At 73.8% G+C, this 15271-nt stretch carries 12 protein-coding genes; 6 read left to right on the forward strand and 6 right to left on the reverse strand.

Annotated elements, in window-relative coordinates:
* Positions 1-88: 88 nt before the first annotated feature.
* The 3 genes from J3P38_RS09400 to J3P38_RS09410 are packed head-to-tail and all read right to left on the reverse strand — an operon-like array spanning position 89 to position 2814.
* Positions 89-1441 carry a hypothetical protein gene (locus tag J3P38_RS09400; RefSeq protein WP_210503393.1) on the reverse strand — a complete coding sequence of 451 codons (1353 nt, stop codon included), beginning with the start codon at positions 1439-1441 and terminating at the stop codon, positions 89-91.
* 1 nt (position 1442) lies between these two features.
* A complete protein-coding gene (locus tag J3P38_RS09405; protein WP_210503394.1) occupies positions 1443-2390 on the reverse strand; it encodes a hypothetical protein in 948 nt (315 codons plus the stop codon).
* 1 nt (position 2391) lies between these two features.
* Complete coding sequence (locus tag J3P38_RS09410; RefSeq protein WP_210503395.1) at positions 2392-2814, reverse strand: hypothetical protein; 423 nt, start codon at positions 2812-2814, stop codon at positions 2392-2394.
* A 208-nt stretch (positions 2815-3022) separates the two neighbouring features.
* On the opposite strand from J3P38_RS09410, the gene J3P38_RS09415 reads away from it, so the two are divergent.
* Complete coding sequence (locus J3P38_RS09415; protein WP_210503396.1) at positions 3023-4540, forward strand: potassium/proton antiporter; 1518 nt, start codon at positions 3023-3025, stop codon at positions 4538-4540.
* A 16-nt stretch (positions 4541-4556) separates the two neighbouring features.
* On the opposite strand, the gene J3P38_RS09420 is transcribed toward J3P38_RS09415, so the two are convergent.
* A complete protein-coding gene (locus J3P38_RS09420) occupies positions 4557-5060 on the reverse strand; it encodes a LytR C-terminal domain-containing protein (protein WP_210439497.1) in 504 nt (167 codons plus the stop codon).
* Positions 5057-5356 (reverse strand): type II toxin-antitoxin system VapB family antitoxin, encoded by a 300-nt coding sequence (locus tag J3P38_RS09425; protein WP_210503397.1) that lies wholly within the window; start codon positions 5354-5356, stop codon positions 5057-5059. Before J3P38_RS09425 ends, J3P38_RS09420 begins: the two co-directional genes overlap by 4 nt.
* Positions 5357-5426: 70 nt before the next feature.
* Here J3P38_RS09425 and J3P38_RS09430 point away from each other — a divergent pair, with 70 nt between their 5' ends.
* A complete protein-coding gene (locus tag J3P38_RS09430) occupies positions 5427-7043 on the forward strand; it encodes a helicase HerA-like domain-containing protein (RefSeq protein ID WP_210503398.1) in 1617 nt (538 codons plus the stop codon).
* A 398-nt stretch (positions 7044-7441) separates the two neighbouring features.
* Here J3P38_RS09430 and eccCa read toward each other — a convergent pair whose 3' ends face one another.
* Entirely contained in the window at positions 7442-11443 is a 4002-nt protein-coding gene (eccCa, locus tag J3P38_RS09435; protein WP_307807826.1) for a type VII secretion protein EccCa, read from the reverse strand.
* Positions 11444-11559: 116 nt separating this feature from the next.
* On the opposite strand from eccCa, the gene J3P38_RS09440 reads away from it, so the two are divergent.
* From J3P38_RS09440 to eccD, 4 genes are all read left to right on the forward strand, one after another.
* Complete coding sequence (locus tag J3P38_RS09440) at positions 11560-12930, forward strand: hypothetical protein (RefSeq protein WP_210503399.1); 1371 nt, start codon at positions 11560-11562, stop codon at positions 12928-12930.
* A gap of 142 nt (positions 12931-13072) precedes the next feature.
* Positions 13073-13384 (forward strand): WXG100 family type VII secretion target, encoded by a 312-nt coding sequence (locus tag J3P38_RS09445; protein WP_210439501.1) that lies wholly within the window; start codon positions 13073-13075, stop codon positions 13382-13384.
* Between the two features lie 36 nt (positions 13385-13420).
* Positions 13421-13711 (forward strand): WXG100 family type VII secretion target, encoded by a 291-nt coding sequence (locus J3P38_RS09450; protein WP_210439502.1) that lies wholly within the window; start codon positions 13421-13423, stop codon positions 13709-13711.
* A 165-nt stretch (positions 13712-13876) separates the two neighbouring features.
* The gene (gene eccD, locus J3P38_RS09455; RefSeq protein ID WP_210439503.1) at positions 13877-15259 is read left to right on the forward strand and encodes a type VII secretion integral membrane protein EccD; all 1383 of its coding nucleotides are present in this window, start codon (positions 13877-13879) and stop codon (positions 15257-15259) included.
* Positions 15260-15271: the final 12 nt, after the last annotated feature.

Here is a 15271-nt window from a genome sequence, read left to right on the forward strand (position 1 = left end):
CGGGACGTATAGGTGCGGATCGGTATGACGCAGAGCGGCGGCGGCAGCGAGGCGCGGGCGAGCCGCAGCGGCGAGAAGGCGAGGGGCGTCAGCCGGCGAGGAAGCCGAGGTCCTGCATCCGGCCGATCTCCGCCCGCAGCTCGGGATGCTCGGCGCTGTCGGCGGCCCGGGCGCCGGCGAGGTACAGCGGCGTGCCGTCGGCGCCGCTGCCGTCGAAGACCACCGTGAGCCGGTTGGCGGCCGACGCGTTGATCAGCGAGCCGAGCAGCGCCACCGGATCGGAGCGGTCCTCCAGCGAGAGCACGCGGGTGGACTCGGGGATCCGCGGCACCTGCGCCGACGGGGCGCCGGCCGTGACGACCTGGTCGACGACGAAGCGCGACGAGCCGGCGGTCGCCGCGATCTCGGCAGCGATCGTCCCCCCGGAGGCGGACCCCACCAGCATCACGCGGGCGTCGTCGTCGGTGACGGCCTTCTCGATCGCACGGATCACCTGGCCGACAGCGGTGGTCGGATCGGCTCCCACGAGGCGCAGCCGGCCGGACTCGTTGCCGAGCGGGCCCGGCAAGTAGGCGATGTAGCGGCCGGCGCCCACCCGCTGCACGCTGACCCTGCGGTCCTCGGCGAGCAGGTTGCCGATCAGCTCCTCGAGCGAGCGCGGGGCGTCGCCCGCCGACGTACCGGCCTCGGTCCCCGGCTCTTCGACCACGACGAAGGAGCCCGCGGAGTCGCGGAACGCGGAGACCGCGTCGGTGGGGAACGAGTCCACACCGATCGCGCGGAGCCCGCCGCGGGCGGCATGGGAGCCCCGGTCGGAGCCGAGCACGCCGGCGGTGAGCAGCGAGCGCATGTGGAGGCCGTCGAGCAGCCCGCCGCCACCGGACAGGTGATCCATGAGATCGGGGTTGTTCTCGGCGAGCTCGCTGAGGTACGCCGTCACGCCGTCGCGGTCGAGGGTGTCGGTCTCGATGAGCCCGGCGCTCACGATGGCGCCGCCGAGGGCGACCTCGGGTGCGAGGTAGCCGATGGCGCGGCCCGCAATGGAGCCGAGCGTCTTGTAGGCGGCCTGCTGCAGCTCGTCGATCCAGCGGTAGGTCAGCACCGTGGCGCGTACGACGAGGGCGTCGGCGTCGAGCTCGACCGACCGGGTCAGCAGGCCGTGCTTGCCCGTGGTAGCGGCGCGGACGTCGTCCTCCGCCTGCGCCCAGGTGGCCCGGGACAGCTCACCGGTGTCGACCACGTCGTCGTCGGCGAGGATCTCGGTCCCGAGGCACGCGCGGGTGCGCATCTCGTTGCCCGCGGCGTCGAACAGGTCCGCCAGGGCGAGCATCCGGTCGTACTTGTCGGCGGCGACGGACGCCGAGGAGTCGGCCGTCGGCCCGGCGGGCTGACCCGCGTGCGAGCCGGCGCCATGGGCGCGGAGGTCGTCGAGGTCGCTCATCTCACGCCACGTCCTCTCGGAGGGCGACCTGCGCCAGGACCGGGGCCAGCTCGGTGGCGAGGTCGTCGGGGTCGACGCGAGCGACGGCCACGCGCGCCCCGTCGTCGTGGCGGGGGGTCAGCGAGTGCCAGCCGTCCCCGAGCAGCACCCACGACACCACGCCGACCGACGTGGTCGCCCGCTCGGACACCTCGGCCGCCAGGATGCGCATGCGGCCGCGGCTCTCAGTGTGCACCGCGGAGACGGCAGCCGCCGCCTCCGCGTCGCCGAGCTCGGCGCCGTCGGCGAGGACCGAGCCGCCCGACTGGCCCACGAGCACCGGGACGAGGTCGGCGCGGCCGGCCCGCAGCGCCTCGCCGACGGTGTCGGCCAGGGCGTAGGGGACGTCGAGGAGCGCCGGCACCTGCGAGGCGCCGAGGGGCAGGTCCTCCGGCGGCGCGGTCACGCGGGCCAGCTCGGTGGTCCACTGGTCGACGGGGAACCACGCCAGCTCGAAGACGACGCCGTCGCAGGTCGACAGGCTCGCGACCGCCTGGCCGGACTGGCGGTGCCACGCCTTGACCTGCGCCTGGCCGGCGGCGACGTCGATGTCGAGGGCGAGGCGGGGGGTGGCGAGGAGGCCGACCGCCCCGACGAGGCCGGGGTCGGCGCCCTCGTCGGTGACCAGCCCGCGCCGCCGGAGGGTGTCCTCCGGGTCGTGCAGGGTGGCGAGCGCGTCGGCGTAGGCGGAGTCCTCGACCGAGCCGAGGCTCCGGCCGAGCCGCCCCGAGAGGGTGCTCGCGTCGGAGCGCGCGGCGTCCTCCGCAGCGAGGTAGAAGGGCAGCGGTGCGCCGCCCGCGAGGTCGGCGACCAGCCGGAGCTCGGGCAGGGTCAGCGCGAGCCTGCGGGCCATGCCGTCGAGAAGACTGGTGGGCGGCGGGGGAGGCGCGGTCAGGTCGATGGTCACCATGTCAGAGCCCCGGGAGTGTGACGGTCAGCCAGTCCTTGTGGCCGGCGGGCGGCGGGTCGAAGGCCAGGAGGACGGCGTCGGTGTCGTCGGGTGTCGCTCCCTCGCCGGCCTCGCTGAGGCGAGTGCGCGCGTCCTCCACGAGCGTGGTGGCCTTGCGGGAGCGGAGCTCGATCGCGTCCTTGAGCGTGTCGACCTCGGCGAGGTGCCGCGCGAGGGACTCCGCGGCGGTCTCGTGGTGCGCGGCGGCGACGCGGAGGTGGGTGGCACGCTCCTTGATGCGCTCGCGCATCGCATCCGCCGCCTTGCCGTGCCACGGCACGGCCTCCGCCTGGGACACGAGGCGGGCGGCGAGGGCCCGGATGTCGCCACCCTGCTCGCGGAGCTGCGCCACGCGCCTGCGGCCCGCGGCGGTGTCGCCGTACATCGATCACACCCTTTCGTCCGTCCACGCCTACCCACCGGGACGCACGTCAAACGCCCTCCGCCCCGGCTGATTGTGCCGCAGGTCCCGCCCGCGGTGCTGCCTCCACGCTGGTGCGGCGACGGGTCGGCGGGGCGTGGGACGCGGCGTCCCGGGGGGTCGCCGGCCGATAGGATCGGGCCCGCCCCGACCGTCACGACACGAGGTGTGCATGACCTTCGACGTCCACCAGCTCGACCTGTTCGTGCTGGTCGGGGCGGTCGTGACGCTCGCGGCGATCCTGGCCGTGCGGGTGTCAGCGGGCGTCGGCCTGCCCTCGCTGCTGATCTACCTCTTCATCGGCGTGCTGCTGGGGGAGGGCGGCCCCTTCGGGATCCCGTTCGAGGACGCGCAGCTCGCGCACGCGCTCGGGTTCGGGGCGCTGGCGATCATCCTCGCCGAGGGCGGACTGACCACCGACTGGCGCCAGATGCGCTCGAGCATCAGGCTGGGGCTGTCGCTGGCCACGCTCGGCGTCGCCGTCTCGGTGGCGGTGGTGGCCGTGGGCGCGCACTACTTCCTGGGCCTGCCGTGGGAGCTCGCGATCCTGCTCGGGGCGATCTGCTCGCCCACCGACGCGGCCGCGGTGTTCTCGGTGCTGCGCGCCCTGCCCCTGCCGAAGCGCCTGACGGGTGCGCTCGAGGCGGAGTCGGGGCTCAACGACGCCCCGACCGTCGTCCTCGTCGGCATCATCTCCAGCGGGGCGCTCGCCGGGTCGAGCGCCGTCGAGACGGCCGGCATCATCGTGTTCGAGCTGGTCGCCGGCGCGTTGGTCGGCGGCGCCTGCGGCGTCGCCGGCGCGTGGATCATGCGCCGGGTGGCGCTGCCGTCGTCGGGCCTCTACCCGCTCGCCGTGCTGTGCCTGGCGTTCCTGGCGTACGGCATCGCGGCGGCCGCGCACGCCTCACCCTTCGCCGCAATCTACGTCGCCGCGCTGATCCTGGGCAACAGCGAGCTCCCGCACCGGGTCGCGACCCGGTCGTTCGCCGAGGGTGTCGCCTGGCTGGCCCAGATCGGGCTGTTCGTGATGCTCGGCCTGCTGCTCTCGCCCGGTCGCATCGACCTGGAGACCGTGGTGCAGGCGCTGGTGACCGGACTGGTGCTCACCGTCGTCGCCCGGCCCCTGTCGGTCCTCGTCAGCACGGTGGTGCAGCCCATGGCGGCGCGCGACGTGGCGTTCCTGTCGTGGGCCGGGCTGCGCGGTGCCGTGCCCATCGTGCTCGCAACGATCCCGCTGGCCGAGGGCGTCGAGGGGGCCGACGACCTCTTCGACATCGTCTTCGTGATGGTCGTCGTCTACACCTTGCTGACCGGCCCGACGCTGCCGTGGGTGGCCCGCCGGCTGCGGGTGGCCCGCCGCTCGCAGCCCCGCGGGCTCGACGTGGAGGCCGCACCGCTCGACAAGGTCGCCGCCGACCTCCTCCAGGTGACCATCGCCCCCTCGTCGAAGATGCACGGCGTCGAGGTGGGGGAGCTCCGGCTGCCGAAGGGCGCCTCGGTCTCCCTGGTCATCCGGGCCGGCGACGTGCTCGTGCCCGAGCGGCGTACGGTCCTGCGGGCCGGCGACGACCTGCTGGTCGTCACCCCGCGCAAGCTGCGCGAGGCCACCGAGGCGCGGATGCGGCACGTCTCGGACAACGGACGCCTCGCGCAGTGGCTCGGCGACCCGTCACGGCGCGAGCGCGACTAGACCGGCGGCCTCCGCCTCACTCGGAGCCGGTGGCCCGGCAGTAGGTGGCGTCCGCCTTCGCGACCACCGACTCCACCTGCTTCTTGCGCAGCGTCTGGAACCTCTCGCCCACCACGACCACGATCCCGGGTCCGATCGCGTCGCCGGGGACGACCTCGGCCTGCTTGAACTGCCGCTGCACGAGCACGACGGCGGGGTTGGTGGGGTCGGCGGACCAGATCTGCGTGGTCGCGGCCGGCAGCGGCGAGTCACCGACCTCTCCGGTGACGAAGCCACGCTCCTCCAGCTGCGCGCTGGTCGCGCTCGCGAGCCCGCTGCGCTCGCTGCCGTTGAAGACGCTCACCACGACCTGGTCGCGCCGCACCTCCGACCCGGCGGCGACCGGTGTGTCCTCGCAGATCGCGACGGGCTCGTCCTCGGGGAACGGCTCGGTGAAGGCCGCCCACCCCCAGAGCGCCGCCACGAGCACCAGCGCCGCGAGCACCGCCAGCGTGAGGGCCGACCTCAGGGCGCCGCTCACTGGTCGGCCACCTGGTGGACCCGGGCGTGGAGCACGCTGCGCTGGTGCAGGGCGGCGCGCAGCGCCCGGTGCAGGCCGTCCTCGAGGTACAGCTCACCGCGCCACTGCACGACGTGGGCGAAGAGGTCGCCGTAGAAGGTGGAGTCCTCGTCGAGCAGCGTGTCGAGCCGGAGGGTGTCCTTGGTCGTCACCAGCTCGTCGAGCCGCACCTGTCGCGGGGGCAGCTCGGCCCAGGCGCGCGACGACAGCCCGTGGTCGGGGTAGGGCCGGCCGACGCCCACCCGCTTGAAGATCACGCCGGTGATCATAACGACGCCCTCCTCCGCGACGCCGCGTGCGAGGCGCGTGCGCGGCTAGGCTCCGGACATGAGCGAGACCTCCGACGTGGAGCCGAACCCCGACGACCCGATCTCCGCGGCCGTGGCCCCGGGCTACCGGTTCGAGGGGCCGGCGCTCGAGCTCGGCGGGCTCATGCTCGACGCGGAGCGCCTCGGCGACACCCGCATCCGGATCCCACTGGGCATGCTGAACCGGCACGGCCTCGTGGCCGGCGCCACCGGCACCGGCAAGACCAAGACCCTGCAGCTGCTGGCCGAGCAGCTCAGCGCCAACGGCGTGCCCGTCTTCGCCGCCGACATCAAGGGCGACCTCTCCGGCATCAGCGTCCCCGGGGAGGGCGGCGACAAGGTCACCGCGCGCGCCGCGAGCGTCGGCCAGCAGTGGACGGCGACCGGCTTCCCGACGGAGTTCTACGCGATCGGCGGGCAGGGCGTCGGCGTACCCGTCCGCGTCACGATGAGCGCGTTCGGGCCCACCCTGCTCGCCAAGGTGCTGGACCTCAACGAGACCCAGGAGTCCTCGCTCGGCCTGGTCTTCTACTACTGCGACAAGCAGGGGCTGCCGCTGCTCGACCTCGCCGACCTGCGCGCGGTGCTGCAGTACCTGACCGGGGACGCGGCCGGGAAGGCCGAGCTGAAGACGATCGGCGGGCTGTCGCCGCAGACGGCCGGCGTGATCCTGCGGGAGCTGGTGGCCTTCGAGGCGCAGGGCGCCGACGTCTTCTTCGGCGAGCCCGAGTTCGAGACCAAGGAGTTCCTCCGCGTCACCGAGGACGGCCGGGGGGTCGTCAGCCTCCTCGAGCTGCCACACCTCCAGGACCGGCCGGCTCTCTTCTCGACCTTCCTCATGTGGCTGCTGGCCGACCTGTTCCACGACCTGCCGGAGGAGGGGGACCTCGACAAGCCGAAGCTGGTGTTCTTCTTCGACGAGGCGCACCTGTTGTTCGACGACGCCTCCGAGGCCTTCCTCGACCAGGTCGCGCAGACCGTGCGGCTTATCCGCTCCAAGGGCGTCGGCGTCTTCTTCGTGACGCAGTCGCCGACCGACGTCCCCGACGAGGTCCTGGCGCAGCTCGGGTCGCGCATCCAGCACCAGCTCCGCGCGCACACGCCGAACGACGCCAAGGCGCTGCGGGCGACCGTCGACACGTACCCGAAGAGCGCGTACGACGACCTCGGCGAGGTCATCACCAGCCTCGGCATCGGCGAGGCCGTCGTGACCGTCATGAACGAGCGCGGTGCGCCGACGCCCGTGGCCTGGACCCGGCTCCGCGCGCCCGAGTCGCTGATGGACCCCGCGCCCCCCGCGGTGATGGAGGCGGCGGTCGCGGCCTCCCCGCTCCGCGCCAAGTACGCCGAGCCGATCGACCGGGAGTCCGCGCGCGAGCTGCTCGCCGCGAAGCTCGAGGAGGGCGCACGGAAGGCGGCCGAGGACGCCCGCATCAAGGAGCTCGAGCGGGAGCAGAAGAAGGAGCGGGTGACCGAGGCCTCCCGGAAGTCCTCGCGGGCGCCGCGCGCGCCCCGGGCGCCCGAGGAGCAGGACGGCATGGTGGAGACGGTCGTGAAGTCGGCGGCGTTCAAGGACTTCATGCGCACCGCGGCCCGCGAGGTCGCGCGGGGGATGTTCAAGAGCGGGCGTCGCTGACGGTCGGCGGCTGGCTGCGGTTGGCCGCCGGGCTGACCGCCGGGCGTCGCCGGGCCGGCGCCAGCGTCATGCGGACCGGCGGCTGTAGGTGCGGCTTCGTATGACCTAGCCGGCCGTCACCGCCGGAGCCACCGCCGGGCGTCATGCGGACCGGCGCCTATAGGTGCGGCTTCGTATGACGTAGCCGGCCGTCACCGCCGGAGCCACCGCCGGGCGTCATGCGGACCGGCGCCTATACGTACGCCATCGTATGACGCAGCCCCCGCCACCGCCGGGCGTCATGCGGACCGGCGCCTATACGTACGCCTTCGTATGACGCAGCCGGCCCCGCCGGGAGCAGGGGCCCCCCGGGAGGAGGAGCAGCGCAGCGCAGCCGCGCGCCCCGGCCGGCAGCCACGTCACATCGTGGGCTCGAGCCAGGCCAGCTGCGTGGTCTGCGTGCCGCCGTCGCGGGTCACGACGCGCGCGCGGCCCTCGGGCGCCGGCTGCGGGCGGAGGTTGCCGATCAGCACGCCCTCGTCGCGCGGACCCGACAGCATGACGCCGGGCATGGCGAGGTCGCGCAGCGACTGGATGACCGGCTCGTAGAGCGCGCGCGAGGCACCGCCCGTGCGCCGAGCGACCACTACGTGCAGGCCGACGTCGCGGGCCTGCGCCATCAGCGGCTGCAGCGAGGAGACGGGGGAGGACTGGGCGGTCGCGACGAGGTCGTAGTCGTCCACCACGACGAAGACCTCGGCGCCGGTCCACCACGACCGGTTGCGCAGCTGCTCGGGCGTCACGTCCGGTCCGGGGATGCGGCCCTCGAGGTAGGTCGCGATGTCCTTGAGCGTCGGCGTCGCCTGCGTGCCGGAGGTGAGGTAGTTGAGCAAGTACTCGTCGGGCACCTCCCCGAGCAGCGAGCGCCGGTAGTCGACGAGGACGATCTGCGCCTCCTTGGGCGTGCGGGTGCGCATGACCTCGTGGACGTACGCCCGCAGCAGCGCGCTCTTGCCCGACTGGCCGTCACCGAAGACGAGCAGGTGCGGCTCGGCGTCGACGTCGAGGCCGACGGGGGCGAGCTCCTTCTCGTTGATGCCGAGCAACAGGTGCCTGGCCGGCAGCTGCCGCCGCGCGGCGTCCTCGCGGACCGCGTCGAGGGTGACCATCTCAGGCAGCAGCCGCAGCTTGGGGCCCTGCGGGCCCTGCCACGCCTTCGCCACCCGGTCGATGAGGTCGTCAACGCCGTCGCCGAGGGTCTCGGGGTCGCCGACGCCGTCGATGCGGGGCAGCGCTCCGAGGAAGTGCAGCTTGGACGGCACGAGCCCGCGGCCCGGTCGGCCGGCCGGGACGAGCGCCGCGACCTTGCGGTCGACCTCGGAGTCCAGCGGGTCGCCCAGCCGCAGCTCGAGCTTGGAGCCGAACACGTCGCGCATCGCGGCGCGGAAGTCGGCCCAGCGCGTGGAGGCGGTGACGATGTGCAGGCCGAACGTCAGGCCGCGCGCGGCGAGCTGCTGGATCTCCATCTCGAGGTCGTCGAACTCCGCCCGCAGGGTGCTCCAGCCGTCGATGACCAGGAAGACGTCGCCCCAGCCGTCGTCCGCGCGGCCCTGGGCGCGGCGGGAGCGGTAGGTCTCGATCGAGTCGATGCCGTTGTCCCGGAAGTAGGCCTCGCGCCGGTCGACGATGCCCTCGACCTCGGCCATCACGCGGCGTACGACGTCGGGCTCCGAGCGGGTGGCGACGCCGGAGACGTGCGGCAGCCGGCCCAGCGGCGCGAACGTGCCGCCGCCGAAGTCGAGGACGAAGAACTGCGACTCCAGCGGGGTCGTCACCAGGGCCATGCTCGTGACGATGCTGCGCAGCATGGTGCTCTTGCCCGAGCGGGGGCCGCCGACGACGGCCACGTGGCCGGCGGCGCCGGTGAGGTTGAGGGTCATCGTGTCGCGGCGCTGCTCGCGCGGCCGGTCGACGGTGCCGAGCGGGACCACCAGGCCGGGCAGGTTGCGCCACTGCGGGGACGTGAGGCCGAGCTCCGGGCTCTCCACGAGGTCGGGCATGAGCTCGTCGAGGGTGTCGGGCACGTCGAGCGGCGGCAGCCACACCTGGTGGGCCGCGGGACCCCTCCCGGCCATCCGCTGCACGGCGATGTCCAGCAGGGACGGCTGCTCGCCCTGCTGCTGCGGCTGCGGCGCGGCCACCTCGGCCACCTCCTCGGCCAGCGGCTCGAGCGCCTGCACCTCCGAGATGGTGAACGGCAGGATGCCGCGGATCGCTCCGCCCTCGTCGCGGGTCACCCGGGCGCGGCTCGACGGCGGACCCGAGACGTACGCCGCCTTGAACCGCAGCAGCGTGGACTGGTCGGGCTTGAGGTAGCCCAGGCCGGGCACGGCGGGGAGCTCGTAGGCGTCCGGCACCCCCAGCACCGCGCGGGACTCGCCGGCGGAGAACGTGCGGAGGCCGACGCGGTAGGACAGGTGCGACTCCAGGCCGCGCAGGCGACCCTCCTCGAGCCGCTGCGAGGCCAGCAGCAGGTGCAGCCCGAGCGAGCGGCCGAGGCGCCCGATCGCGACGAAGAGGTCGATGAACTCCGGCTTCGCCGACAGCATCTCGGAGAACTCGTCGACGACGATGAAGAGCGAGGGCATCGGCTCGAGCGGCTCGCCGTTGGCGCGGGCCTTCTCGTAGTCGCGCACCGAGGCGTAGTTGCCGGCGTCGCGCAGCAGCTCCTGCCGACGCGTCATCTCGCCGGACAGTGCGTCCTGCATGCGGTCGACGAGGGTGAGCTCGTTGGCGAGGTTGGTGATGACGGCCGAGACGTGCGGCATGCCCGCCATGCCCGCGAAGGTCGCGCCGCCCTTGAAGTCGACCAGCACGAGGTTCAGCTGCTCCGAGGAGTGCGTCATCACCAGGCCCAGCACCAGGGTGCGGAGGAACTCGGACTTGCCGGAGCCGGTCGCGCCGATCACCAGGCCGTGGGGGCCCATGCCCTGCTGGGCCGACTCCTTGATGTCGAGGTGGATCAGGCCCCCGGAGTCGCCGATGCCGATCGGCACGCGCAGGCGGTCGCGGGCGGGCCGGGGTCGCCAGGCGGTGTCGGGGTCGTAGGAGAAGATGTCGCCCAGGCCGAGCAGGTCCATGTGGTCGGGCGTCGCCGAGGTGATGTCGACGGCGCCGCCGGCCGAGGACGCCTCGGCGCTCGCGGTCTTCAGCGGCGCGAGGCGCCGGGCGAACGCCTCGGCCGTCGCGATGTCGCACTGGTCGGCCAGCGCCCTGACCGGCTCGCCGCGCAGCCGCAGCGCTCTGACCGGGCGCTTGCCGAGCTCGTCGGGGGCGTCCGCGTACTCCAGGCGCAGCCGGGTGGGGTCCTCGAGCTCGTCCCACCGGCTCGGCAGGTCGAGCAGGGTGACGCCGTGGAGGCCGTCGGGCGGCACGATGTGGTTCCCGGGCGGCAGGTGGCCGCCGTCGATGACGAGCAGGATGTGCGGCGTCGCCGCGCGCTCGTCGGCGCCGAAGCGCGGCCGGTCGCTCAGGTCGGGCGGCAGCAGGTTGCCGAGGTCGTCGAGCGAGGTCGAGACCAGGCGCATCGGGCCGACCGCGTCGGCCTCCCGGGTGCTCTGGGTGTGCGGGAGCCACTTCACCCAGTCCCAGTGGGTCAGGTTCTGCTCGGAGCTCAGCACCGCGACGATGAGCTGGTCGGGGTTCTGGAACGCCGTCGCCGAGCAGATCATCGCGCGTGCCGTCGAGCGGACCTCCTCGGCGTCGCCGCACAGCTCGATCCGGTCGAACGCGCGGAGGTCGATCGACGCCGGCAGGTGCGGCTGGAGCCGGTGCACGACCAGCAGGCGGTGCAGGGCCGACGCGGCGGCGGGGTCGACCTGGTCGACGGGCGCGCTCTCCGGGGGCACCAGCTCCAGCGACAGCGGCTGCGAGCACAGGCCGTAGCGCACGTGCAGGAAGTTGTCGTCGGACGCGGTGTGCTCCCACAGCCGGGTGCGGTCCTCGGCGAGCGAGGGCAGCGCCGAGGGCTCGGGGTGGTGCCAGTTGAGCGCGCGCCGCTGCTGGTCCGCCGCCTCACGGGCCACCTGGCGGATGTTGCTCAGGTAGCGCAGGTACTCGGTGCGGGAGCCGGTGACCTGCTGGGCGCGCTGCTTCCGCTGCCGGTCGATCTGGACGACGATGAAGCCGAGGGTCGCGAAGAGGAACATGCCCGCGGCGAGGAAGCTGCGCCCCTTGTTGGCGCCGCCCATGGTGGCCACGAGCACGATCGAGCCGAGGCTGCCGAGCATCGGGATGGCGTTCATGAGCACGCCGCTCGCGCCCTCGCCCTCCTGCAGCTCGGGCGGCGGCTGGAGCACGATCTGACCGCCCGGCATCTCGGGCTCGTCGAGCCGCTGCCCGCCCCGCAGTGTCGTGCTCACGCGTCCCCCCGTGCCTCACCCGATGACGTCGCGACGATGATAGGTGGTGTGCTGCTCAGCGCCCGCGACTACTGTGTGGCGCGCAGGAGCGCCCGCACGACGCGAAGGGGGTGTCCGTGTCGGACGTCGCGATGCCCGGCTCGACCGCCGCGACGATCGCGCTGAGCATCCGCGGGCCCGCCGGGGTGCTCGACCTCGTCGTGCCGGCCGGCGCGACGCCCGTCGACGTCGCACGCGAGTACGCCGCCCAGGCCGACGTCGCCGGCATCCCGCTGCTGCAGACCGCCCTCGGCGAGCGCCTCAACGCCGCGGTGCCGCTCGCCGATGCGGGCATCCAGACCGGTGACCTGCTCGTGGCGACGACCGGGGTGCACCGCCCGCGCCGGGTGACGCTGCTCGAGGCCGCGAAGAACGCGCCCGAGAGCCCGGCGCTGGCGTCGCTGGTCGCCGCGACCGCCTCGCTCGTCGCCGGCCTCGCCGCCTGGTACGCCGGACGGTCGGGGGACGACACGGTCCGCACCGTCGCCGTCGGCCTGCTGCTCGCGTGCGCCCTCGGCGGCGCGCTGCCGATCGGCCGGCACACGCGCCAGCGCGCCGCGGCGGCGCCGGCCTTCGGCGCCGCCGCCGCCTTCGCGGCGCTCCACGAACCCGGTGTCCACCTGCTTCCCGCCATCCTCGGCGCCGCCGGCATCTCGGCGGCCGTGGTCGCCGGCATCGGTCGTGCGCTCGCCGTCGACGACGGGGCGGAGGTGGCCACGGTGTGGATCGCCGGCGGGCTCACGGTGTTCGGGTGCTGCGCGCTGCCGACCCTGCTCGGGTGGGACGACCGGATCGCGTGGACCCTGCTGGTCCTCATGTCGATGATGGCCGCGCGCTTCGCGCCCGCGCTCGCCGTCGACGTGCCCGACGAGGCCCTCCTCGACCTCGACCGGCTCGCCGTCACCGCCTGGTCGGCGCGCGACGGCGGGCGGCGGGCACGCCGCGGCCGGGTCGTCGTCGCCGCGGACGCGATGGAGCGGCTGGTGCGTCGCGCCTCGCGCACCGTCACGGGCGCCGCAGCCGCGGTCCTGGTGACCGTCGTCATCGCGAGCCCGCTGCTGCTGACCAGCGCGACCATCGACCTCGACCGCATCGGGGCGCGATGCCTGGTGCTCTTCGCCGGCTGCGCGCTGCTGCTGGCCGCCCGCTCCTACCGGCACGCGGCCGCCCGCGCGCTCCTGCGGCTCGCCGGGCTCGGGGCCCTGGTCGCGCTCGCGGTGCACCTCGTCGCAGGACCCGGCGCGGCGCACCTCGACACCTTCGGCTACCTGGCCGTCGGGCTCGGCCTCGTGGCGGTCGCGGCGGCGGTGGCCACGGGCCGCGGCTGGCGCTCGGTGTGGTGGTCGCGGCGGGCGGAGGTCGCGGAGTCGCTGTGCGGCAGCCTCGCCTTCGCGGCGGCGGTCGTCGCGGCGGGCGTCTTCCGGCGCCTGTGGGAAATGACCTCGTGATGTTTAGCGGTGACCCGGTCGGGTAGACGCCCGATCAGCGCGGGGGGTCGGGACGTCTCCCCGAGCGCAGGACGCCGTCCGGCGGACCACCAAACACACACGAGACTCGGTCGGTTCGACCGCCGAGGGAGAAGGATCTTTCATGAGCGAGATGTACGGCCAGACAGAGAAGGCCCTCTCCAAGGGTGCCGACTTCGTCGACCAGGCCCGCGGCGACGTCAAGAACAAGTGCGGCGTGCTGTCCGGCAACATCCAGTCGATGATGGCTGGCTGGGGCGGTCAGGGCGCCACGGCGTTCAACAACCTGATGATCGCCTGGGACCAGAAGCAGGAGACCATCCTCAAGGCCCTCGACCAGCTCTCGGCCGCGATGAAGGAGACCGAGCGCGACAACGTCTCGACCGACGAGGCCCAGTCCGCCACCCACGCCAACCTCCAGAGCCGTCTCGGCTGACGCCGGCGCCCCGACCCGACAGACCAGGAGATCGACATGACTTTCGACGGAATCAAGGTCCAGCACGGACACCTCGACACGGGTGCGGCCGACGTGATGAAGGCCGCCAAGGACATCGAGGCCCGCCTCGACCAGCTCGAGAACGAGCTCAACCCGCTCAAGTCGGACTGGAACGGTAACGCCAAGATGGCCTACGACCAGGCCAAGGCCCGGTGGGACCAGGCGATGTCCGAGATGACCCTCCTGCTCCAGCAGGCCAGCCAGGGGGTCGACGCGTCCAACGCCGAGTACAAGGCCGCCGACGCGCGCGGAGCCAACCGGTTCTGAAACCCACCGGCTCGGCGCCCGCGCCGGCCACCGAGGCCGGTCGTCCCTCTCGGGCCGACCGGCCTCGGCCCGATTTCGGGGTGCGCCTTCGCCTAGGCTGCTCCCCGTCCGGCGCCGCCGCACCGCACGCGCGCGTGGGAGAACGACGATCAGGGGGAGACGCCAATGAGCCAGGGGTCCTCGGTCGCCTCGGGACTGGTCCGGGTGACCATCGCCTCGGGGTCCCGTCGCGTCGACCTGGTGCTGCCCGGCGCCATCCCCGTCGCCGAGCTCGTGCCCGAGCTCGCCCGGTCGGTCGGCCTGCTGGACGCCTCCACCGTCTACGGCGGCTATCGCCTGGTCACCCAGGAGGGCCGGGTCCTGGCCGACAACGCCGGACTCACCATGCAGGGCATCGAGGACGGCGGCCTGCTGACCGTCACCGCCGGCGTCGACGAGAAGGCGCCCCGCGTCTACGACGACGTGGTGGAGGCGATGGCCGACGTCGTGGAGAACGAGCTCAAGCCGTGGGAGCCCGCGGCGGGGCGGCGTACGGCACTGGGTGCGGGCAGCATCCTGCTCGGCCTGGGTGCCCTCGCGCTCCTGCTGCAGGGCGAGAGCCTGCTCGGCGGCGTGGCCGCGGCCGTCATCGCCTGTCTGCTCGTGGTGGGTGGCGTCGTGCTCGCCCGCGCCCAGCGCGAGCCGGAGGCCGCCATCGCGGTCTCGCTGCTGGCCGCGCTCTACGCCGGCGTCGCGGGCCTGCTCCTCGCGCCGGGTGAGCTGCCCATTTGGAGCTGGCCGCTCGCCGACACCTTCTTCGGCGACCCGCTCCTCTACGCGGGGCTGGGTGTCCTCGCCGTCGGCCTGTTCGCGGTGGTCGGGCTCCAGGACGGCCGACCGCTGGTCATCCCGGCCATCGTGGTCGGCGGCGTCCTCGTGGCCGGCTCGCTGCTGGTGCGGGTCGCCTCGCTCGAGCCGAGCGTCGTCCTCACGGTGCTGCTCACCCTCGTCGTGCTGGCCGGCAGCGTCTTCCCCTGGCTCGCCCTCGGCGTCACCGGCACCAGCGTCGACCAGCTCTACTCGCTGCACGACATCACCGCCGACCCCGACGAGATCGACCCCGGCGAGGTGGCCGACGACGCCCGCGTCGGACACGAGATCCTCTTCGCGGTGTCCGCCACCGTCGGGACGCTGCTCGTCCTCCTCGCGCCGTTCGCGGTCGGCCGCGGCGTCCACGGCACCGTCCTCGCTGCGGTGTGCTGCCTGGCGGTCATGTTCCGCACCCGCCAGTACCGCACCGGCTCCGAGGTCCTGGCCGGGCTCGCCTCCGGCATCCTCGGCCTGGTGTCGGTGGCGGTCGCCATGCTGCTGATCCACGACGAGTGGCGCGCCGGGGCGGCCATCGGCCTCGCCGGTGTCGGTGCCGTGCTGCTGTCGCTCACCCTGGTCCCCGCCTCGCCCTCCGTTCGCCGGGGACGCATGGGCGACGTCGTGGAGACCATGACCCTGCTGGCGCTGCTGCCGCTGATGGTCCTCGCGGCCGGGTTCGTCTCCGCGGTGGCGGGCTGAGGCGGCACCGGT

This window comes from Nocardioides xinjiangensis (assembly GCF_017916455.1).
In the GTDB taxonomy this organism is placed as follows: domain Bacteria; phylum Actinomycetota; class Actinomycetes; order Propionibacteriales; family Nocardioidaceae; genus Nocardioides; species Nocardioides xinjiangensis.

Coding starts and splice junctions, on each gene's coding strand:
- J3P38_RS09400 (WP_210503393.1), bottom strand. CDS start 1,441: ATGAGCGACCTCGACGACCTCCGCGCCCATGGCGCCGGCTCGCACGCG.
- J3P38_RS09405 (WP_210503394.1), bottom strand. CDS start 2,390: ATGGTGACCATCGACCTGACCGCGCCTCCCCCGCCGCCCACCAGTCTT.
- J3P38_RS09410 (WP_210503395.1), bottom strand. CDS start 2,814: ATGTACGGCGACACCGCCGCGGGCCGCAGGCGCGTGGCGCAGCTCCGC.
- J3P38_RS09415 (WP_210503396.1), top strand. CDS start 3,023: ATGACCTTCGACGTCCACCAGCTCGACCTGTTCGTGCTGGTCGGGGCG.
- J3P38_RS09430 (WP_210503398.1), top strand. CDS start 5,427: ATGAGCGAGACCTCCGACGTGGAGCCGAACCCCGACGACCCGATCTCC.
- J3P38_RS09445 (WP_210439501.1), top strand. CDS start 13,073: ATGAGCGAGATGTACGGCCAGACAGAGAAGGCCCTCTCCAAGGGTGCC.
- J3P38_RS09450 (WP_210439502.1), top strand. CDS start 13,421: ATGACTTTCGACGGAATCAAGGTCCAGCACGGACACCTCGACACGGGT.
- eccD (WP_210439503.1), top strand. CDS start 13,877: ATGAGCCAGGGGTCCTCGGTCGCCTCGGGACTGGTCCGGGTGACCATC.